General features: G+C 75.7%; 18 protein-coding genes. 7 read left to right on the forward strand and 11 right to left on the reverse strand.

Going from position 1 to position 19,991, the window contains the following annotated elements:
- Nucleotides 1-167: 167 nt before the first annotated feature.
- The 8 genes from ACNJ93_RS25075 to ACNJ93_RS25110 all read right to left on the reverse strand — a co-directional run bounded on the left by ACNJ93_RS25075 (nt 168) and on the right by ACNJ93_RS25110 (nt 9,912).
- The gene (locus ACNJ93_RS25075) at nt 168-863 is read right to left on the reverse strand and encodes a DNA alkylation repair protein (RefSeq protein WP_418959690.1); all 696 of its coding nucleotides are present in this window, start codon (nt 861-863) and stop codon (nt 168-170) included.
- Nucleotides 864-965: 102 nt separating this feature from the next.
- Nucleotides 966-2,426 carry a choice-of-anchor P family protein gene (locus ACNJ93_RS25080; protein ID WP_418959691.1) on the reverse strand — a complete coding sequence of 487 codons (1,461 nt, stop codon included), beginning with the start codon at nt 2,424-2,426 and terminating at the stop codon, nt 966-968.
- A gap of 17 nt (nt 2,427-2,443) precedes the next feature.
- On the reverse strand, nt 2,444-4,645 hold the full coding sequence (locus ACNJ93_RS25085) for a choice-of-anchor P family protein (protein ID WP_418959692.1): 2,202 nt from the start codon (nt 4,643-4,645) through the stop codon (nt 2,444-2,446).
- A gap of 210 nt (nt 4,646-4,855) precedes the next feature.
- Nucleotides 4,856-6,160 (reverse strand): MFS transporter, encoded by a 1,305-nt coding sequence (locus ACNJ93_RS25090; protein ID WP_418959693.1) that lies wholly within the window; start codon nt 6,158-6,160, stop codon nt 4,856-4,858.
- Nucleotides 6,161-6,162: 2 nt separating this feature from the next.
- Nucleotides 6,163-6,639: a DUF5825 family protein gene (locus tag ACNJ93_RS25095; protein WP_418959694.1), complete on the reverse strand. Its 477-nt coding sequence runs from the start codon at nt 6,637-6,639 to the stop codon at nt 6,163-6,165.
- Nucleotides 6,636-8,495: a RiPP maturation radical SAM C-methyltransferase gene (locus tag ACNJ93_RS25100; protein WP_418959695.1), complete on the reverse strand. Its 1,860-nt coding sequence runs from the start codon at nt 8,493-8,495 to the stop codon at nt 6,636-6,638. Before ACNJ93_RS25100 ends, ACNJ93_RS25095 begins: the two co-directional genes overlap by 4 nt.
- 62 nt (nt 8,496-8,557) lie before the next feature.
- Nucleotides 8,558-8,680 (reverse strand): hypothetical protein, encoded by a 123-nt coding sequence (locus tag ACNJ93_RS25105; protein WP_418959696.1) that lies wholly within the window; start codon nt 8,678-8,680, stop codon nt 8,558-8,560.
- A 71-nt stretch (nt 8,681-8,751) separates the two neighbouring features.
- A complete protein-coding gene (locus ACNJ93_RS25110; protein ID WP_418959697.1) occupies nt 8,752-9,912 on the reverse strand; it encodes a hypothetical protein in 1,161 nt (386 codons plus the stop codon).
- Between the two features lie 117 nt (nt 9,913-10,029).
- Here ACNJ93_RS25110 and ACNJ93_RS25115 point away from each other — a divergent pair, with 117 nt between their 5' ends.
- Entirely contained in the window at nt 10,030-10,665 is a 636-nt protein-coding gene (locus ACNJ93_RS25115) for a nucleoside/nucleotide kinase family protein (RefSeq protein ID WP_418959698.1), read from the forward strand.
- A gap of 20 nt (nt 10,666-10,685) precedes the next feature.
- Here ACNJ93_RS25115 and ACNJ93_RS25120 read toward each other — a convergent pair whose 3' ends face one another.
- The gene (locus tag ACNJ93_RS25120) at nt 10,686-11,459 is read right to left on the reverse strand and encodes a glutamine amidotransferase-related protein (RefSeq protein WP_418959699.1); all 774 of its coding nucleotides are present in this window, start codon (nt 11,457-11,459) and stop codon (nt 10,686-10,688) included.
- Nucleotides 11,460-11,556: 97 nt separating this feature from the next.
- Between ACNJ93_RS25120 and ACNJ93_RS25125 the strand changes: the two genes are divergently transcribed.
- The 4 genes from ACNJ93_RS25125 to ACNJ93_RS25140 all read left to right on the forward strand — a co-directional run bounded on the left by ACNJ93_RS25125 (nt 11,557) and on the right by ACNJ93_RS25140 (nt 15,311).
- Entirely contained in the window at nt 11,557-12,081 is a 525-nt protein-coding gene (locus ACNJ93_RS25125; RefSeq protein ID WP_418959700.1) for a tetratricopeptide repeat protein, read from the forward strand.
- Nucleotides 12,082-12,088: 7 nt separating this feature from the next.
- On the forward strand, nt 12,089-12,976 hold the full coding sequence (locus ACNJ93_RS25130; protein WP_418959701.1) for a LysR family transcriptional regulator: 888 nt from the start codon (nt 12,089-12,091) through the stop codon (nt 12,974-12,976).
- Between the two features lie 112 nt (nt 12,977-13,088).
- The gene (locus ACNJ93_RS25135) at nt 13,089-14,048 is read left to right on the forward strand and encodes a hypothetical protein (RefSeq protein ID WP_418959702.1); all 960 of its coding nucleotides are present in this window, start codon (nt 13,089-13,091) and stop codon (nt 14,046-14,048) included.
- 90 nt (nt 14,049-14,138) lie between these two features.
- Entirely contained in the window at nt 14,139-15,311 is a 1,173-nt protein-coding gene (locus tag ACNJ93_RS25140) for a M24 family metallopeptidase (protein WP_418959703.1), read from the forward strand.
- Nucleotides 15,312-15,329: 18 nt separating this feature from the next.
- Here the strand turns inward: ACNJ93_RS25140 and treZ are convergent, their stop codons facing one another.
- Both treZ and ACNJ93_RS25150 read right to left on the reverse strand, forming a co-directional pair.
- On the reverse strand, nt 15,330-17,087 hold the full coding sequence (gene treZ / locus ACNJ93_RS25145) for a malto-oligosyltrehalose trehalohydrolase (RefSeq protein ID WP_418959704.1): 1,758 nt from the start codon (nt 17,085-17,087) through the stop codon (nt 15,330-15,332).
- A gap of 67 nt (nt 17,088-17,154) precedes the next feature.
- On the reverse strand, nt 17,155-18,108 hold the full coding sequence (locus ACNJ93_RS25150) for a GNAT family N-acetyltransferase (protein WP_418959705.1): 954 nt from the start codon (nt 18,106-18,108) through the stop codon (nt 17,155-17,157).
- Nucleotides 18,109-18,264: 156 nt separating this feature from the next.
- Here ACNJ93_RS25150 and ACNJ93_RS25155 point away from each other — a divergent pair, with 156 nt between their 5' ends.
- Together ACNJ93_RS25155 and ACNJ93_RS25160 are read left to right on the forward strand one after the other, a co-directional pair.
- Nucleotides 18,265-18,813 (forward strand): FHA domain-containing protein, encoded by a 549-nt coding sequence (locus tag ACNJ93_RS25155; protein WP_418959706.1) that lies wholly within the window; start codon nt 18,265-18,267, stop codon nt 18,811-18,813.
- A 139-nt stretch (nt 18,814-18,952) separates the two neighbouring features.
- Nucleotides 18,953-19,909, forward strand: a complete 957-nt coding sequence (locus tag ACNJ93_RS25160; protein ID WP_418959707.1) for a cytochrome P450 — start codon at nt 18,953-18,955, stop codon at nt 19,907-19,909.
- Nucleotides 19,910-19,991 lie beyond the last annotated feature (82 nt).

The raw sequence follows: 19,991 nt of genomic DNA on the forward strand, positions 1-19,991 counted from the left end.
CGCAGGATCCGCAGAACTGCTCACCGGGCGCGCACCGGTTGCCGCATTCAGCGCAATGGACCACGGCCCCCTCACCCCTCTCCGCCCCCATGCTGCGCCACACCGCACGCCCCTCCCACGCCCCCGAGGGCAACCACCGACGCGCCCCCCGCTGCCCTTTCGGGCGGTCAGGAGCCGGCGGGCCTCTGTTGGCGGCGGACCATTTCGGCGATCCAGACCGGGGCGTACGGGGAGGTGCAGCCGGGGGAGGTCGGGTAGTCCTTCAGGACCCCCAGGCGCTCGCCGATGGCGACGGCGCGGGCGCGGTGGGCGGGGTGGGCGATGCCGATCTGGGCGAGGCAGGTGTTCATGGCCCACTGGAGGCGGTCGGGGGCGTCCTTCATCCGTGCCTCGACGACGTCGAGCAGGGCGCCCAGGTCGAGGCCCTCGGGCCGCTTCACGACGCGGTCGGCCGTCAGGGCCCAGCCCGCGCTCGCCACGACCGGGTCCGGGTCGGCGGTCCAGGCCAGGCGCAGGTCCTCGGCGTGCGGGCTCTTCTTCACCACGTAGCCGATCAGCCAGTCGTGCACCTTGGGCGTGCGGGCCTCGCGGAGCATGGCGTCCAGCTCGTCGCGGGTGTACGCCTTCGGGCGGCTGATCAGGAGGGCCAGGAGCCGCGCCGCCGTGTCGCCCGTGCCCCACAGCCCGCGCGCGAGGTCCTGCTGTGTCTTCAGGCGTTTCGCGAGGGCGCGCAGCTTGCCGAGGTTCACGCCGTGGTCGTCGCCGTGCCGCTCGTTCACCTCGCGGATCCTCGGGTCCTCCAACGCGGCCAGTTCGGCCAGCACCCCGGTCACCGTCGTCTCGGTCGGCGTCGTCTCGGCCACCTCGGGTCTCCCGTCCTCACGTGCGGCCTTCACCCTACGACGGGAGGGACGACGAGGCCGGGCCCCGGCCGGCGGGAGGCCGGCCGGGGTCCGGGGTGGGTGTCAGGCGCAGTGGTGGGCGCCGCTGGTGCTGGAGGCGAGGATCACGTCCACGCCGCCCGGGGCCGTCAGGTGGAGCGCGTTCACCGTCAGGCCGTCGGCGGACTCGGTCCGCTCGTTCACCACGAGCTTCGCGCCGATGCCGAGGTCGATCGTGTGGTTCGGCGTGTCCGGCACGGTCACCGGCGTGCCCGCGATGCTCAGGTCCAGCGAGACCGATCCCTCCTTCGCGGTGCAGCTGCTGCTGGAGGTGGCGGTCACCCCCGAGACCTGGATCACCGGCAGGCCCGGCAGGCCCACCGTCGCGCGGGCCAGGGTCGCGGTGGCCGTGGAGCGGCTCGGGCCGGTGGTCGTGACGACCCGGGCACAGGGCGCCTCGGCCGACAGGACCAGGGCTTGGACGTTCTGGGTGCACGCCGGCGCCCTGTTCTCCGCGCCCGCCGTGCGCACCGCGCCGGTGTCCGGCGTCGGCGCGACGGTCAGCGGCAGGAGCAGCACCGGCACCCGGGCCGCCAGACCGTACGCCCGCCCGCTCACGTACTGCAGCTTCAGGCTCGCCGTCGCCTCGGACGCCTTGTATTCCTTGTCGCCGGCGAAGGCCGCCGCCGCGGGGACGGTGGCGTCCGCGTTCAGCGGCTGGTCCACCGACGGCACCGTGCAGCTCGCCGCGCCCTGCGCGTCCGTCGTGCCTTCGCAGCCCTGCGTCGCCGCGCCGGACCCGAGCGTGAAGGCGACCTTGCGGCCGGCGACCGGCGCGCCGCCGTCCTTCTCCTTCAGCGTGGCCGACAGCCGGGCCGCCGAACCGTTCGAGGCGCTCGCGGGCCCCGTCCAGGTGAGCGTGGTGTCCTTCTGGACCGGCTCCGGCGGCTCGGTGCCCCCGCAGCCGTTGGTGCTGCGGATGAACTTCTGGCCGTACTCGCCCGGGTACGGCACCAGCGAGCCGCCCTCCAGCTCGATGTCCTGGAGCGCGCCGTTCAGCTTGTGCTGGAGGTGCAGGTGCGGGCCGGTGCTGGCGCCCGTGCTGCCGACCGTGCCGATCTTCTGGCCCTGGGCGACGCGGGCGCCGTCCTCGACGCCGTACGTGTCGAGGTGCATGTACTCGGTGACCCAGCCGTCCCCGTGGTCGAGCACGATGTACTGGCCGGCCCCGCCCTCCTGGTAGCGGCGGGTGGCGACGCCGGGCGCCGAGGCGAGGACCGGCGAGCCGAGCGTCTCCTTGCCGTCGGAGCGGATGAAGTCCAGGACGTTGCCGTGCCCCGGGTACGTGGAGTACGTCCACTGGGAGCCGCACTCGAACGGGGCCAGGAAGGCCGGCTCGGCCAGCGTGCCCGTGGCTCCCGTGACGCCCGTGCCGCCCGTGTCCTCCGCCGCCGACGCCGGGGCGGCCGGCGTCAGGAGCGTCGCCGCGACCAGGGCGGCCAGCAGCACGCCCCCGCGTTTCGCCCGTGCGATCAGTGTTCTCATGGTGAAGTCCCCCTTCTTCACGCGCAGTTGTGTGCGGCGGCGGTCGCCGAAGCGACGACCACGTCGATGCCGCCCGGTGCGGTCAGATGCACCGCGTTGACGGTGAGCCCCCCGGCGGTGCGGACCTGCTCGTTGACGACGAGCCGGGCCCCGAGCCCGAGGTCGACGTTCACGTTCGGCAGGTCGCCGACCTCGACGGGCGTCCCGGCGACCGTGAGCGTCAGCTCGGTGCGGCCCGTGGCGGCCGTGCAGCTCGCGGTCGACGTGGCCTTGACGCCGGACAGGGCGACGACCGGGAGTCCGGGCAGTCCGATCCGTGCCTCCTCCACGCTCGCCGTGGACGTGGCGGCGCTGGGGCCGGTCCGTGTGTCGACCCGGGCGCACAGCGTCTGCGCCGACAGGACCAGCGCGTTGATCCCGTTCGCGCAGGCCGGCGCCCTGGACTCGGCGCCCGCGGTGCGGACCTGGCCGGTGTCGGGCGTCGGCCCGACGCGGACCGGGAGGCCGAGCAGCGGGACGTCCGCCTGGAGACCGAACGCCCGGCCGGACACGTACTGCAGCCGGACGGTGGCCGTGGCCTCCGACTCCTTGTACGCGTCGTCGCCGGCGAACCTGGCCGCGGCCGGCACCGTCGCGTCCGCGTTCAGCGGCTGGTTCACCGACGGCACGGTGCAACTGGCCCTTCCCGCCGCGTCGGTGGTGCCCTCGCAGCTCTGGGCGCCCGCGCCCGAGCCGAGGGTGAGGCCGACCTTGCGGCCGGCGACCGGTGCGCCGCCGTCCTTCTCGGTGAGCGTGGCCGCCAGCGCGGCCGGCGAGCCGTTGGAGACGGACGCGGGCCCGGACCAGGCGAGCGCGGTGTCCTTCTTGGCCGGCGGCTGGACGACGCCCTCGCCGACGTCGAGCAGGTTGGCGTCGATGTCGAGCGTCAGCCCGCCGTGGGTCTCCCGGATGTCGCCCGCGTACTGCTTGATCCGCTGGTGGTTCGCCCACATGGTGTCCGGGATCTTCGGGTCCTGCGTGGTCGCGTTCCCGTCCCAGGCGGCGAAGTCGATGACGTCGGGCTGGAGATAGCTCTCGTCCGCGCCCACCAGGTCGATGATCAGCGAGTCCCGGCTGCCGTACACGCCGGAGCGGTAGCCCAGTTCGTGCAGGGTCGCGGTCCAGGACCGCACGAACGGCAGGACCTTGCCGGTGTGCGTCGGGGAGGCGTACGCCTCCATGTTGTAGTAGAGGACCGAACCGGCCGGCAGACCCAGGGCGTTCGCCTGGGCGACGGCGTCGCGTGCGGAGGCCGCGCCCTCGGGCACCGGGTCGGTGATGACGGCGCAGTCCTCGTCGCAGCTGCCCGCGTCGCGGGAGGCCTGCGGGCCGACGTAGATCGGGAAGTAGCGCCAGCCCTTGTCGTACTGCGCCCGCATCCAGGCCGCGTCGACGGTGACGCCGCAGCCCGCGTTGACCCCGCCGATGTACACGCCGACGGCGCCGTACGGCGAGGACTGCTTCCAGGTGTCCATCTGGGCCGAGGCCGGCGCGGCGCAGCGGTCGAAGCCCTTGCCCTGGAAGGACGTGGCGTCGGCCGGGAGCGCCGCCGCGGCGGCGAGCGGCCGGACGGCCGTCCCCTCGCGCGCGGTGTCGACGGGCAGCGAGGCGCTGCGCAGGACGCGCCGGATCAGCTCCCGGTCGCCCCCGTACGAGGCGGTGACCGCGATGCCGCGGGCGGTCGCCTCGTACGAGCGGGCGGCGCGGTTCTCCGTGACGCGGGCCTGCGCGGCGGCCGGGCCGGCCGGGGCCGGGCGGACGTGCAGCGCCTCGGCGCGGCCGAACGCCTTGGCCGGACAGTCGAGTCGGCTGCCTGCTGTGCCCAGGTAGACGGCCGGGCGGTCGAACCGGACGCAGGCGTCCGGGTTCTTCTCCAGGTCGACGACGTCCCAGCCGGCCGGGACGGTGAACTCGTGTCCGCGGTAGGTGAGGTGGACGGTGGACTCGGCGGCCCGGCCCGGATCCGGCGCTGCGGCCGCCTCCGCCCGGCCGAGCGATCCGGCCGCGAGCGCCGCGGCGGTGGTGAGTGCGAGGATCGCGCCGTGCAGGAAGGTGCCGGCGCCCCGTGATCGTCTGCGCTGAGTGATGGTTCCCCCCAGAACCAGGCGTCGCCTGCGAGTGCAGCGACGCGCTCGGGCAGTGACCCGGCGAGCCTGTGGGTACTGACGTGTCTCAGTCAATTGACGATTCATCGATCCGGTCGGGGCTACCGGCGGGTCACCCGCGCGGGGTCGACAGATCCCCCGCAACGTGTTCGAACGCGGGGTGTGAGGGCCCGGTGAAGCACCGGGTCAGCCCACCGGCCCCTCGGGCCCGTGCGGCAACCCGCCACACCTGCGCCACCGTCTCTTCACCGGACGGGCTTGTCCGGATACCGATGCCGGTACGTTTCATTCCGCCGAAGTCGGGCGCTGCGCAGGGGACTTCGGCGCGCCGCGCAGCGGCAGCCAGAACGCCAGCGCCGCCAGGACGGCCGTCGCCGCCGCGGCCGTCAGCACCGGCACGCTCCCCAGCCGGGCCGCCAGCGCCCCGCCCGCCAGCGCGCCCACCGGGACCGTGGCCAGCAGCGCCGCCTGGGCGAAACCGGCGACCCGGCCCTGGAGGCCCGGCGGGGCGATCAGCTGCTGCGTCGTGGTCATCGAGATCGCCCAGACCGTCGCCGCGGCGCCGAAGACCAGCTGGTACGCGAGCAGCGCGGGGAAGGCGAGCCCCAGCGAGGCCGCCGGGACCAGGAAGATCGCCAGGGCGGCCACGAGCGCGCAGACACGGGTCGCCCGGTACAGCCCGGCCGACCGCGCGAACCGGCCCGCGAGCATCACCCCGGCGACCGTCGCCACGCTGAACGTCGCGTACACGCTCCCCAACTGCCACGGCTTCAAGGCCAGTTCCCGGCCCGCGTACAGCACGAACAGCGCGTCCGCCGCCCCGCTGCCCAGATTGAACCCGGCCCCCGCGAGCACCTGCCGGCGCAGCACCGGCTCGGCCCGCACCACCGCGTAGCCCTCGCACAGCCCCGAGAACCGCGGCCCCGGCGCGGCGGGCGCCACGGACCGGTTCAGCGCCGCCGGCAGCGCGAACAGCAGCAGCGCCTCCACCCCGTACGCGACCACTCCGGCCAGCAGCGCGGGCGACGCGCCGGCGAGGCCCACGAGGACGCCGCCGAGCGCCGGCCCGCCGATCTGCCCCGCCGTACGCGCCCCGGTCAGCGCCGCGTTGCCGGTCAGCAGCAGCTCCGGGGGCACCACCCGCGGCAGCGCCGCCTGCAGCACCACCGACAGCGTCCAGGTCAGCGCCCCCGACAGGCCCGCCACGACGTACAGCTGCGGCAGCCCGAGCCGGCCCAGCGCCCCGGCCAGCGGCACCGAGCCGACCACGAGCACCTGGAGCGCGGTGAGCGTGACGGCCAGCGCGCGCAGCCGCGCCCGGTCCGCGAGCAGGCCCGCGAACGGGCTGAGCACCGCGCCCGGCAGGTACGAGAGCGCCAGCAGCGCCGACGCCCCGAACGGCCCGGCGCGCAGCTGGGTCACCGCCAGCAGCGCCAGCGCGAGCGCGGTGATCTGCCGGCCCACCGAGCTGGCCGCCTGCTCGCCGCAGAGCAGCAGGAACGGGCGGTGCCGGCGCAGCGCCCGCCAGGGCGCGGGGCGGCCCGCGCCGACCGCCGCGTCCTGCGTGGAGGGGCCGGGCGAAGCGGTCACGGTCAGACGCTCGTGCAGGGCACGGGCCAGCGGCGCAGCCGCGGCGGCAGCGCCACGGCCCAGCCGTCCGTGACCAGGACCAGCCGTTCCTCGGCGAGCACCGCCACCGCCGCGCGCGCGGCGGCGTCCAGCGCGGCGAGCTCCGCCGGCTCCTGCACGGCGAGGAACGCGGCCACCAGCCGCGGCGCGTCCAGCGTGAACCGGGCCGAGGCGGCGGGGTCCCGGCGGTCCATCACCGTCACGAAGTCCGGCCCGCGCCGGTGGTACAGCAGGCCGTACGCGTACCGCTCGCGCCACGCCGGCGCGCCGGTCTCCGGCGGCGGCAGATGGTGCAGCAGGGCGGTGTCGAAGGGCGGGGCGCCGGTGTCGGGCGCCCAGCGCAGGGTGCGGGCCTCGCTCTGGCAGTCGCGCAGCAGCCGTACGGCCTCGGCCGCGGCCCGGCCGCCCGCGCCGAGCGGGAGGGTGACCGTACCGCTCATACCCGTACCTCCTCGTCGGCGGGCGCGCCGATCGGCGCGTGGCGCAGCGGCAGCGAGACGTACGCGCGGCCGTCGAAGAACAGCAGCCCTCGCGCCACGCCCTCGTCCAGCCACCGGGCGAGCCGGCCGGCCGGCACGTCGAGGCCGTCCTCGGCGAGGAGCCGGCCCAGCGCGGCGGCCGAACGGCCGTCCTCCAGCCGCCGGAACGCGGCCGCCTCCCAGCCGGTGTACCGGTGCGTCCGCTCCGGCCAGCCGGTGCGGCGGTCGTGCACCAGCAGGTCCCCGTCCTCGTCCGTCTCCACGAGGAGCGTCGAACCGGCGTGCCCGGCCCGCCACTTCGCCACCGCCTCGATCAGCCGCTGCTCCGCCGGTCCGCCGAGTCCGCGCGGCGGGGTGTCGAAGAGATAGACCAGATCGGCGAGTTCGGCCTCCGGCAGGTCGTACACGTGCCCGTACATCTCGGCCGGCCGGCGCTCCGCGAAGCCGAGCGCCGGATCGGCGAAGTGCGGGCTGAAGCGCTCCAGCTGGATGCGGAACGCGCCGCCGGGCGGCTGGAGATGGACGAGCGCGGGGAACTGCGCCACGACCGGGTCGTAGTCCTCGGCCGTCTCGCCCGGGAAGCCGTACAGGTAGTTCCACGTGCACGTCAGCGACAGATCGGCGCACTCGCGCAGGGTGCGGACGTTGCGGCTGCCGGTGACGCCCTTGTCCATCAGACCGAGGACCCGGTTGTTCAGGCTCTCGATGCCGGGCTGGATGTGCACCGCGCCGGACCGGGCCAGCAGCGCCAACTGCTCGCGCGTCAGGTTGGACTTGACCTCGTAGTGCATCAGCAGGTCCCAGTCGCTGGCGACGGCGCGCGGCAGGAAGTCGGCGAAGTACGCCATGTCGATGATGTTGTCGACGGTGACGACGTCGAGGATCCGGTGCCGCCGGACCAGACGCTCCACCTCCTGCCACAGCCGCTCGCCGGACTTGGCGCGGAAGGCCATCGCGGAGCCGTTGAGCCCGCAGAACGTGCAGTGGTGCTTCTCGCCCCACCAGCAGCCCCGCGCGCCCTCGACGACCAGCTTGGGGCGGACGTACTCGGCCACGGGCGAGGACTCGACCTCGGCGTGCCAGACGTCGTAGTCCGGCGAGGGGATGTCGGCCGGGGCGACGGTGCGCCGCGACTCCTCGTTCGCCCGCGAGACCGCGCCGTCCCACCAGCACACTCCCGGCACGTCGTGCGGCGCGGTGCCGGCGGCGACTCGGTCGAGCAGGGCGGGGAACGCGTACTCGCCCTCGCCGCGCACGACATGGTCGACGAACGGGTGGTTGCGGTGCAGGGCGTGGCCCATGGGCCCGTCGCAGTTGCTGCCCCCGAAGACCACGGTGAGCCCGGGGCGGCGGCGCTTCAGCTCGGCGGCGAGCGCCAGCGAGGCGACGTTCTGCATGAAGGTGCTGGTGAAGCCGACGACGTCCGGCTCGCCGGCGAGGATCTCGTCGGCGGCGAGCGCGACGAACTCCGCCGCGTGCGCCCGCATCGCGTGCGCCTTGTCCACGGGGATGCCACGGCGCTCCGCGTACGCGGCGAGACGGGCGACTCCCCAGTGGGGGTCCTGGTACAGCACCCCGGAGAAGACCCAGTCCCCGAGCCCGTCGAAGATCGAGTCGCTGCCGACCTCGACGTGGTCGGCGGGCCGGAGCAGCCCGTCGGTCCGTTCGAGCAGGAACTCGGCCCAGCGCAGCGAACCGTGGTATTCGCTCACCTCGTCGCCGGGCCGGGTCCGGGCCAGCAGCGCGCGCAGCAGCCCGATCTGCAACGACGGCAGGTCGACCGGCTGCCAGGGCATGGTCACCAGATGGACGCGCAACCGGGGCGGGTCGCCGGCGTCCGGCGTTCGAGGCGCCGCCCCGGACGCCGGCTCCCGCCCGCTCAGGACGCCGGCCGCTTCTCGATGGTGAGCCGGTCGCGCTTTCTGCCCTCGTCCCGGACGGCGACCTTCTTGATCTCCGGCTTGGTCGGGGCGTCTTCCTGGGTGCGCCTGGTGCTCTCCACGGTTCCCTCCCGTTCCTCGAGTCCGCCGACCGTAAGCGGCGTTACTCGCGGTACGCAAGGGACGCTTTCGGTCAGCGGAGGCGCTGGACCGCCCAGGTGGCCTCCTGGACGAGGGGGCCCAGGGCGTCGTGCGGGCCGGTCCGGGCGGCGAGGAGCTCCCGGGCCTTGTCCAGGGCCGTGCGGGCCGGTTCGGGGTGACCGGAATCGGCCTCCGCCAGGGCCAGACGCAGGTACTCCTCGGCGATCATGCGGCCCAGGCCGAGACGGCGCCAGTTCTCCGCCGAGGTGTCGACGGGCGGCTCCGGGAGGCCGAGGTCCAGCTCCTGCTGACCGTCCTTCCGGGGCCCGGCCGGGCGGGCGTCCAGGGCCGCGACCGCGCGGTCCAGGCTGCGCCGGGCCGCCGCCGCGTCGCCGGACAGGCGCTCCAGACGGGCCAGGGCCCGGCCCGCCGAGCCGCGGTCGAACGCGGTGTCCTGCAGGGAGAGGACCAGCCGCTGGGCGCGGGCGGCGTGCGCCGGGTCGCCCGCCGCCTCCAGGCCCTCCGCGATGCGGGCCAGCCGCGTCGCGTCCGGCCCCGTGTCGTCGAGGAGCCGGATCAGGCGGATCCGCGCCTCGGCCGTCAGCCCGGATGCGACCGCCAGACCGATCCACGCGAACTCGTCGTCCTCGTCCGGGAGTTCGCCCTCGACGCCCGCCGCGAGCACCTGCTCGCGGAGCGTCGGGCGTGGCAGGGCGTCCAGGAGCTCGTAGGCGAGGCCCTCTTCCGCGTTCAGGAGCACGTACTCCGGCTCGGTGCGCAGGAGCGCCGCGTGCAGCCGGGCGAGCAGCTCCTCGGGCGTGCGCTCCGGGAGCCCCAGGCCCGCGCGCAGTTCGGCCCGTGCCGCGTCCGTGTCGGGGCCGTACGGGACGGTCGTGGCCTCCCGCGGGTCCGCGTCGGGCGCGAGCACGTCCCACCAGCCCGGCAGGCCGATCAGGATCTCCAGCGCCTCCGCGACGCTCGTCCCCATCAGCCCGGCCTCCCCCTCCGACGAGGCGTACAGCACCGCCTTCCCGTCGCACAGGAAGTACGTGCCGCCCGTGTCGTCGCCCGCGATCGGCTCCAGCGGGGCGCCGGAGGCCAGGACGACGTCCTCGCCGTGGCCGGCGCGGTCGAGGTCGAAGCCGAAGGGGAACGCGGCCAGCTCGGCCAGCCGCGGCTGCGCGCGGAGCGTGCTCAACAGGGGGTCCGTCATGGCGCCGAACCTAACAGCGCCCGCCGACGTGCCGCCGACCGACTGGCCGCCGACCGACTGGCCGCCCGCCGACGGGCGGCCGCCCGCCAGGTCCGGAACGCCGGGGCCCGCGCGACAATGGCCCCCATGGACTCCGCCCGCCTCGACGAACTCGTCGCCCGCGCCCGACGCCTCGCGGCCCCCGGCGGCCGGCGCATCCTGGGCCTGGCCGGCCCGCCCGGCGCGGGCAAGTCCACCCTCGCGGCCCGGCTCGTCGCCCGCCTCGACGGGCACGCCGTGCTCGTCCCCATGGACGGCTTCCACCTCGCCCAGGCCGAGCTGCGCCGCCTCGGCCGCACCGAGCGCAAGGGCGCCCCGGACACCTTCGACGCGGCGGGCTACGCGCATCTGCTCACCCGACTGCGCGCCCCCGAACCGGGCGTCACCGTCCACGCCCCGGCCTTCGACCGCTCCCTGGAGGAGCCGGTCGCCGGGGCGATCCCCGTGCCCGACGGCGTTCCCCTCGTCGTCACCGAGGGGAACTACCTGCTCCACGACGAGGGCGACTGGGCCGCCGTCCGCGCGCTGCTCGACGAGGTCTGGTACCTGGACCTCGACGACCGCCGCCGCGTCCCCCGCCTCGTCGAGCGCCACGTCCGGTTCGGCAAGGACCGGGCCCGCGCCGAACGCTGGGTCCGCGACTCCGACGAGGCCAACGCCCGCCTGGTGGCGCGCGGCCGCCACCGCGCGCACCTCGTCGTCCCGATGAGCTGACCGAGGGCCGGTCCGGCGGATCAGGCGCGGGAACGGCCGTGAACCCCGGCCCGCGCCGCCGCCGCGACGGCCAGCGCCCGCACGACCGGGTGCGGCTTCGTGCCGTCCCCCGCCAGCTCCGGCTGGAACAGCGTGGCCAGGAAGAACGGGTGCGCCGGCAGTTCCGCGATCCGCACCTGCCCGTCGTCGTCCACCCCCGTGAACCGCATCCCGTGCGCCCGCAGGGTGTCCAGATGGCGGCTGTCCGGGCCGTAGTTGCAGTGGTACCGCTCCGTCGACCGCTCGGCCCCGATCACCCGCTGGGCCAGCGAGCCCGGCGTCACCCGCACCGGCCCCTCGTGGCCGACCAGCGAACAGGCGAGCGGCGCGATCAGCAGGTCGCCGTCGTCCGCCGCCGGGTCGTTCTCGGCGTGCGCCGCGCGCGGCAGCCCGCAGACGTCCCGCGCGTACTCGATCAGCGCGTGCTGGAAGCCCGCGCAGGTCCCCAGGAACGGGATCCCGTCCTCGCGCGCCGTCCGGATCGCCGCCAGCGCGCCCTCCTCGCTCGCGTACGGGCTGCCCGGCAGCAGCCACACCGCGTCGAAGCCCTTCACCGCGTCCGGCTCCGCCGCGTCCGGGGTCTCGATCCAGTACGCGTCGAGGACGAGGCCGTCCCGCTCGGCGAGCGCGTCGAGCAGCATCGGCACGCGGACGTGCGAGCGGACGTGCGGGGAACGGTCGCCCACCAGGGCGATCCGGGGCGTGCGGGACGTACGGGGGGTCGGGTCCGTCGCGGTGGTCATCTGCGTCGTCATGACGAACATGCTGGTCGGCGCGGGAGGTTCACGTCCAACGATGATCCCTGCACCGTCCATCGCGAACGCTTATGAGCGGACGGCTAGGCTCCTGATCATGACCACCGAAGCCCCCTCCTGGGACGACCGCGTCGCCGCCCTCTGGGCCGCCCTCGACGCGTACGAGCCCGCCGACTTCCGCGCCCGGGTCGCCGAACTGGCCGCCGAGCGGCCCGCCGACGACGCGCCGGCGCTCTTCGAGCAGGGCGCCGCCCACGACTCCACCGGCCTGCCCGCCGAGGCCGTCGCGTACTACCGCCGCGCCCTCGACCTGGGGCTCACCGGACTGCGCCGCCGCCGCGCGGTGATCCAGCTGGCCAGCAGCCTGCGCAACCTCGGACAGCCCGAGCGCGGCGCCGCACTCCTCACCGCCGAGCGGGCGATCCCCGCAGACCGGCTCGACGCCGACGAACGGGCGCTCGCCGGCGCGGTCGACGCCTTCCTCGGGCTCTGCCTCGCGGACACCGGCCGCGAGCGCGAGGCCGCCGCCCTGGCGCTCGGCGCGCTCGCCCCGCTGCTGCCCCGCTACAACCGGTCCCTCGCGTACTACGCGCAGGCGCTCGTGGACCCGGCGCGGGACTGACCGCGGCATGGACCCCCACCTGCTGCGCACCTACGTCACCGTCGCCGAGCTCCGCTCGTTCTCCGCGGCGGCGCGCGCCCTCGGGTACACGCAGTCGGCGGTCTCCCAGCACATCGCGGCCCTGGAGCAGGACCTCGGCGTGCCGCTGCTCGGCCGCCGCCCCGTGGCGCCGACGCCCGCGGGGGAGCGGCTGCTCGAACACGCCGGATCCCTGCTGCTGCGCATCGACGCCGCCCGCGCCGACCTGGCCCGCTACGGCGCCGCGCCCCGGGAGGAGCTGACGGTCGCCGCCGCCCCGCTGGCGCTGCACCCCGCGGTGCTCGCGGCGCTGCCCGCGACGGGCGTCACGCTGCGCGTGCTGCCGCGCGCCGAGGTGCCGGCCGCGGTCGCGACCGGCGGCGCCGACCTCGGGCTGGTCGACGGGGCGGCCGCGCCCAGCGACCCGCTGTCGCTGCCGGACGTCGCGCCGCTCACCGCCGCCGTCCTGCCCGGCGCGGCGGAGCAGCCGCTCGCCGTGGTGCTGCCCGGCGACCACCCGCTGGCCCGCCGGACCGGATTGCGGCTCGCCGACCTCGCCGACGCCCGCTGGCTCGACGCGCCCGCCGCCGGGCTGCCGCTGGACCGGCTCCGCGCCGCCGCGGGCACGCCGCGCGCCTTCCGGCCCGCCCTGCGCTACGAGGGCACGGACGTGCGCACCCTGGTCGCCCTGGCCGCCGCCGGGCACGGTCTGGCGCTGCTGCCGGCCGCCGCGGCCCGCGGCGCGGGCGCCGTCGCCGTACCGCTCGTCGCGCCCCGGCTCGTCCACCGCACCGAACTCCTGCACCCGGGCGGCGCCCCCGCCGGGCCGGCCGCCCGCGTCCTCGCCGCGCTGACGGGCGCGGACCGGGGCCCATGAGACCGCCCCCGCGTGGGTACGTCACCCCTCGGTAGGGTGGGGCCGGCCGAGGCGCCGGCGCCGAAGCGGCCCCTGCGGCAGGGGACGGCGGGTTCGAGGGAAGGCGGCGGGCGTGGGTCTGTTCCGGCGGAAGCCCAAGCGGGACGGGGACGAGGCACCCCGGGATGCCGAGTTCGGCTACTTCTCCGAGCGCGAGGCGGCGCTGTTCCGGGGCCAGGTGCGCGAGGCGTTCGCCGAGCACGGCCTCGAAGTGACCGTCTACGCCGACATGGTGAGCGACGACAGCGACCGGCACTTCGGCCTCGGCAACCTGGCCGCCGTCTGCCACAACGACGACCGCGGCCCGCGCGCCTGGCCGGAGCTGATCCGCAGCCACGTCGAGCGGGTGCTGCGCACCCTGGACGGGCCGTCCGCCCTCGACACCCTCTCCCCGGAGCAGATCCGGGCGCAGCTGTACCCGCGCGTGGTGGGCGCCGGCGGCATCGACCCGACGGCCTTCTGCTACGCCCGCAGCGTCGCCCCCGGCCTGTACGAGATCCTCGCGCTGGACCTCCCGGAGAGCGTCATGATGCTCACCGACGAGGCCCTCGAACCCCTCGGCGACCTCCAGCAGCTCCGCGACCGGGCGCTGGCCAATCTGCGCGGGCTGCCCGTCGAGGGCCACGAGACCGTGCGGGACTCCGACGGCATGCGCTTCGAGGTGCTGCTCGGCGACTCCTTCTACACCGCCAGCCGCGTCCTCGACCTGGCCGCCGTGGTCCGCCGGGTCACCGGCGAGCCCCTCGGCGAGCACGGCGCCCTCGTGGCGATGCCGTTCCGGCACCAGCTCGCCTTCCACCCCATCCGCGACACCGGGATCATCCCGGCCCTCGGCGCGATGGCCTCCTTCGCGGCCGCCGGCTACGCGGACACCCCCGGCGCCATCAGCCCGTACGTCTTCTGGTGGCGCGACGGCACGCTCACCCAGCTCAGCGACCACGACGAGGACGGCGAGGGGCTGCGGATCGTCGTCGGCGGCGACTTCGAGGACCTGCTGGAACGTCTCGTCGCCGAGAACCCCGGCCCCGACTGACGAGAACACCGGCCCAGACCGACCCGGCTGCGCTCGCGCGGGCCGCCGCCGCACGGCAGGATGCTGTACGTCCACGAGGAGGCCGTCCCCATGCCGAGTACGCCCGAGCCCGCCGCCGCGCCCCGGCCCGCCACCCCGGCCGAGTCCGCGCCCACGCCCTTCACCGCCGACGACTACCGCGCCCGCATGGACCGCGCCGCGCGCTCGGCCGCCGACGCCGGGCTCACCGGACTGCTGGTCGCCCCGGGACCGGACCTCGTCTACCTGACCGGCTACCAGCCGACCGCGGTCACCGAGCGGCTCACCGTCCTCGTGCTCGCCGCCGGGCAGGACCCGGTGCTGGTCGTCCCCACGCTGGAGGCCCCGGACGCCGAGAAGGCCGCCGGCGCGCCCGCGCTGACCCTGCGCGACTGGACCGACGGCAAGGACCCGTACGCCGTCACCGCCCCGCTGCTCGACGCCCAGGGCCGCTTCGGGGTCAGCGACAACGCCTGGGCGATGCACCTGCTCGGCCTGCAGAAGACCCTGCCGGGCACCGAGTACGTCTCCCTCACCGAGGCGCTGCCGATGCTCCGCGCGGTCAAGGACGCGCACGAACTGCTCCGGATCGAGGCCGCCGGCGCCGCCGCCGACCGGGCGTACGAGGAGATCCTCAAGGTCCGCTTCGCGGGGCGCAAGGAGACCGACGTGGCCGCCGACCTGGCCGCGCTGCTGCTGGAGTTCGGGCACTCGCAGGTGGACTTCACGGTCGTCGGCTCCGGGCCCAACGGGGCCAACCCGCACCACGAGGCGGGCGACCGGACGATCGAGCACGGCGACATGGTCGTCCTCGACTTCGGCGGCCTCAAGCACGGCTACGGCTCCGACACCACCCGCACCGTCCACGTCGGCGAACCGACCGAGGAGGAGCAGCGCGTCCACGACGTCGTACGGGCCGCGCAGCAGGCGGGCTTCGAGGCGGTGCAGCCGGGCGCCGCCTGCCAGCAGGTGGACCGGGCGGCGCGCGCCGTCATCGCGGACGCCGGCTACGGCGAGTACTTCATCCACCGCACCGGCCACGGCATCGGCGTCACCACCCACGAACCGCCCTACATGATCGAGGGCGAGGAGCGGCCGCTCGTCCCCGGCATGTGCTTCTCCGTGGAGCCGGGCGTCTATCTGCCGGGCCGGTTCGGCGTCCGCATCGAGGACATCGTGACGGTCACCGAGACCGGCGGCCGCCGCCTCAACGCCACCCCGCACACGATGGCCGTCGTCGAATAGCCCCGCCGCGGGCGGCCCCTATCCGCGCGCCAGGCCGTTCGCCAGGACCACGCACGACTCCGCCGGCAGCCGCAGCAGGCCGTCCGGGCCCGGCGGTTCGACGGGCTCCCAGGCGGCGAGCACCCGGTGCCGGCCGCCCAGCGGCACGTCCGCCGGCCGGTCCGCCAGGTTGACCACGATCCGCAGGTCGCCGCGGCGGAACGCCAGCCAGCGGGCCTGCTCGTCGAAGGCGGCGCGCACCGCGGCGAGGTCCGGGTCGGTCAGGTCCGGGTGGCTGCGGCGCAGCGCGATCAGCTCGCGGTACCAGGCGAGCAGCCGGGCGTGCGGCTCGCGGTCCCGCTCGGACCGGTCCAGCACCGACCGGTCCCGGGTCGCCGGGTCCTGCGGGTCCGGCACGTCCTCCTCCGCCCAGCCGTGCGCGGCGAACTCCCGCCGCCGCCCCTGCCGGACGGCCTCCGCCAGGGCGGGGTCGGTGTGGTCGGTGAAGTACTGCCAGGGCGTCCGGGCCCCCCACTCCTCGCCCATGAACAGCATCGGCACCGACGGGCCGGTCAGCACCAGCGTCGCCGCGCAGGCCAGCAGGCCGGGGGAGAGGGTGGCGGAGAGCCGGTCGCCGAGCGCCCGGTTGCCGACCTGGTCGTGGGTCTGCGCGTAGCCGAGGAAGCGGTGCGCGGGGGTGCGGACCCGGTCGACGGGACGGCCGTGGTGCCGGCCGCGGAAGCTCGACCAGGTGCCGTCGTGGAAGAAGACGTGCCCGAGGGTCTTGGCCAGGGCGGCCATCGGGGCGCGGGCGAAGTCCGCGTAGTAGCCCTGCGACTCGCCGGTGAGCGCGGTGTGCAGGGCGTGGTGGAAGTCGTCGTTCCACTGGGCGTGCAGCCCGAGGCCGCCGGCCGCGCGCGGCCGGGTGGTGCGCGGGTCGCACGTATCGGACTCGGCGATCAGGAACAGCTCCCGGCCCTCCTCCGCCGCGAGCGCGTCGACCGCCGCCGACAGCTCCTCCAGGAACGTCAGCGCCCGGGTGTCGGCGAGCGCGTGCACCGCGTCGAGCCGCAGCCCGTCGATCCGGTAGTCCCGCAGCCAGGCCAGCGCGCTGCCGAGGAAGTAGGCGCGGACCTCGTCGGAGCCCGGCGCGTCCAGGTTCACCGCCGCGCCCCAGGGCGTGTGGTGGGTGTCGGTGAAGTACGGGCCGAACTCCGGCAGCCGGTTCCCGGACGGGCCGAGGTGGTTGTGCACCACGTCCAGGACCACGCCGAGACCCAGGCCGTGCGCCGTGTCGACGAAGCGCTTCAGCGCCTCGGGCCCGCCGTACGGCTCGTGCACCGCCCACGGCGCGACCCCGTCGTACCCCCAGCCGTGCACCCCGGGGAACGAGCAGAGCGGCATCAGCTCCACGTGCGTGACGCCGAGTTCGGCCAGTTCGCCGAGCCGGGCCGCCGCCGCGTCGAGCGTGCCCTCGGGCGTGTACGTGCCGACGTGCAGCTCGTACAGGACCGCGCCGCGCAGCGCCCGCGGCGGGACGGCGTGCCGCCAGGCGTACCGGGAGTGGTCGACGACCGCGCTCCGCCCGTCGGGGCCGTCCGGCAGCCGGCGCGCCCGCGGGTCCGGCAGCACCGGCCCGCCGTCGAGGGAGTAGCCGTACCGGTCGCCGTCGGCGGCCTCCGCCTCCGTCAGCCACCAGCCCTCCCTGGCCGGGTCCCGGGTCAACGGGACCGCTCGGCCCTCCAGTTCAAGGACGACCTCGTCGCGGGCGTGCGGCGCCCACACCTCGAACAGCACTGGCCCATCCCCTCGCCGACGTTCCGGAACGACGGGAACCATCCTGGCAGCGGACGTCGCCGCGCGGTCAGGAACCGGAGGCGTCCGGCGCGTCCCACACGAAGTCGACCGCGCGCTCGAAGGCCGTGTACCCGGCGCGGGCGAACGCCCGGGCCATCGGCACGTTGCCCACGTCGGTCGCGGCCCGGATGCGCGGCACGTCCTGCGCCGCGAGCACCGCGGTGCCCTCGCGCAGCACCTCGTCGATGTAGCCCTTGCCGCGGTGGGCGGGGAGCACGCCGATGTACGCGATGATCGGGTGGTAGTTGTTGCGGGCCGGGATCACGAAGCCGACCGGCTCGCCGGTCCCGGGCAGCTCCGCGATCCGCCACCACTCCCGCGGGGTGGTGTAGTGCGCGAACTCCCCGTCGTAGTGCTGCTCCGCCGCCTGCCGGGCCGTCAGGCCCGAGGCCAGCTCCGCCTGCCCGTGCGCGTCGAGGGTCCCCTCCATGACGGGGGTCATCAGCGCGACCAGGTCCTCGCGGTCCCGTACGGGACGGAAGACCAGCCGGCCGGACGGCTCCGGCACCGGCGTCCCCGGCCGCCACTCCAGGCGCAGCCGCTCCACGAGCTGCCGCGCGCCGGACTTCTCCAGGACCGCGAACAGGGTCTCCAGGTACCCGCGCACCTCGGCGTCCTCGCGCCAGTCCGGCGGCAGGAACCGCCCGTACTCGGGGCGCGCCGCACCCGCCGGCACGACCGCCGCGGTCGCGGTCTCCAGCAGGCGCAGGCCCACGTCCCGCGCCTCCTGCTCCGGCAGGGACGGGTCGACGTCGAAGAAGTCGAGGAACATCGGGTCCTCGCCGCGGGCCTTGGTCCACCAGGCGATCCGGCCCACCAGCCGCTCGCCGCGCAGCGCGACCCACATCCACTCGGGCCGCCTGCGCCCGGACTCCAGGTCACCGGCCAGTTCGTGGTCGAGGACGTACGTCAGGCCGAGGAACAGATCCAGTTCCTCCGGTCCGGCCAGGGGGCGCAGCACGAGGTCGTCGTGGTCGCCGGGCGCCGGCGTCCGATCGGCGTTCGACAGGGGATTCCTCCAGGGAAGTCGGGACGCCGACCGTAGCAGCGATCTTGGAACGCGGGTACGGATTATGGCTTCTGGACACTTCGGGGCCCTCGGACCGACAATCACGATGTGACGACCCCGTTCGAGTACCCCACGCATTCCGCTCGGCTCTCCGACGCCGAGCGGGACCGGGCGCTGGTGATACTCCGGGAGGGCGCGGCACAGGGCCGGCTCTCGCACGACACGTTCCTGTTCCGCATGGAGAAGGCCCTGGCGGCCCGCCGCCCGGACGAACTGGCCGTGCTCACCGCCGATCTGCACACCGAGGGCCGCTGGACCCGCAAGGTCGTCGGCGCCGTCGAGAAGGTGTCCGCGTTCACCGCCCGCCTCGGCCGCGCCTGGACGGCGGAGCGGCTCCCGAAGCTGCTGCTGCCCGAGCCGGGCCCGTACCCGCTGCGGATCGGCCGCGACCCGGTGAACGGGCTGCGGCTCAGCCACGAGACGGTGTCCCGGCTGCACGCCGAACTGAGCGGGCAGGGCGGCACGTGGCTGCTGCGCGACCTCGGCTCGACGAACGGCACGACGGTCAACGGCCGCCGGGTCACCGGCACCGTCGTGGTCCGCGCCGGGGACGTCGTGGGCTTCGGCCAGATGAGCTTCACCCTCGCCACGCGCTGACCCCGCCCGGCCGCCCGACCCCTCACCCGTTCGGCGCAACGCGGACTGCGGTCGCGGCCCCCGGGTGGTGAGGTGGGGCCAGGCGTGCCGCGACGGAGCGGCCGTCCTCCCGGCGGCCGCACCGAGCGAGGGGGCCCGCATGACGCAGGAACTGCACTCCGGCGCACCCGGCGCGCCCGTCCCCCGGACCGTGCCGCCCAGCCCCGTCCAGCCGGGCGGGAGCCGCGACCCGTACCGCCTCTACCGCAGGCTGCGCGAGGAGTTCCCGCTCACCTACGACCCGCTGCTGCGGGCCTGGCTGCTGAGCCGGTACGCGGACGTGGCCGCCGCCCTCACCGACGCCCGCTTCGGGCACGGCCACCGGCCCGGCGACCCGCCCTGCGCCACCGGCCACCAGGACGTGGACGGGTCCGAGCTGCGGGCCGTCGCCGAGCGGACCGCGCACGTGCTGGCCCGGCGGCTGGCCGGCCGCTCGCAGGTCGACCTGGTCGCCGAGTTCTGCCACTGGCTGCCCGCCGGCACCGTCGCCGCCGCGGTCGGCGTGCCCTACCGCGACATGATGCGGCTGGTACGCGGCCGCGCCGCGAGCGCCCTCGCCGGCCAGTGCACCGCCCAGATCGCCGTCCGGGAGAAGGCCCTCGCCACGTTCCTCGCCCATGTGCTCGCCGACCCCGACCGTGCCGCGGCCCTGCGCGAGGCCCCGGACGAGGTCGTCGACCGGGCCTGGACCGAGGCGCTGCGCCGCGACCCGCCCGTGCAGATCACGATGCGCCGCACCCTCGCCGAGGTGCCCGTCGGCGGCGGTGTCCTGCCCGCCGGGGTGCCCGTGGCGCTGCTGATCGGCGCGGCGGGCCGGGACCCGGAGCGCTTCCGCGAGCCGGAGACGTACGACCACCTCCGCGACGACCCCGGCCAGCTCACCTACGGCAGCGGGCCCTGCCCCGGCGTGCTGCTGGCGGGTCTGGAGGCCCGGTACGCGCTGCGCGCCCTGTTCGACGCGATGCCGAGGCTGCGCCGGGCCGAGGGGTTCCGCCCGGAGCACACCGGACTGATCACCCGCGGACCGCGGAACCTCCTCGTCCGCCCGGGCGGCTGACCGGCCCCAGGACCTGCGCAGGGCCCCCGCAATCCCCTCACGAACCTGCCTCTACTCTGGTGCCTTCCGCATCGGCGGAACG

Origin of the sequence: Streptomyces tritici (assembly GCF_048500665.1) — a bacterium.
GTDB classification, from domain to species: domain Bacteria; phylum Actinomycetota; class Actinomycetes; order Streptomycetales; family Streptomycetaceae; genus Streptomyces; species Streptomyces tritici.

Bases quoted from the DNA above. Each gene is read 5' to 3' on its own strand.
- ACNJ93_RS25095 (WP_418959694.1), bottom strand. From the start codon at position 6,639: ATGAGCGGTACGGTCACCCTCCCGCTCGGCGCGGGCGGCCGGGCCGCG.
- ACNJ93_RS25130 (WP_418959701.1), top strand. From the start codon at position 12,089: ATGGACCCCCACCTGCTGCGCACCTACGTCACCGTCGCCGAGCTCCGC.
- ACNJ93_RS25120 (WP_418959699.1), bottom strand. From the start codon at position 11,459: ATGACGACGCAGATGACCACCGCGACGGACCCGACCCCCCGTACGTCC.
- ACNJ93_RS25080 (WP_418959691.1), bottom strand. From the start codon at position 2,426: ATGAGAACACTGATCGCACGGGCGAAACGCGGGGGCGTGCTGCTGGCC.
- ACNJ93_RS25160 (WP_418959707.1), top strand. From the start codon at position 18,953: ATGACGCAGGAACTGCACTCCGGCGCACCCGGCGCGCCCGTCCCCCGG.
- ACNJ93_RS25125 (WP_418959700.1), top strand. From the start codon at position 11,557: ATGACCACCGAAGCCCCCTCCTGGGACGACCGCGTCGCCGCCCTCTGG.
- ACNJ93_RS25140 (WP_418959703.1), top strand. From the start codon at position 14,139: ATGCCGAGTACGCCCGAGCCCGCCGCCGCGCCCCGGCCCGCCACCCCG.
- ACNJ93_RS25115 (WP_418959698.1), top strand. From the start codon at position 10,030: ATGGCCCCCATGGACTCCGCCCGCCTCGACGAACTCGTCGCCCGCGCC.
- ACNJ93_RS25110 (WP_418959697.1), bottom strand. From the start codon at position 9,912: ATGACGGACCCCCTGTTGAGCACGCTCCGCGCGCAGCCGCGGCTGGCC.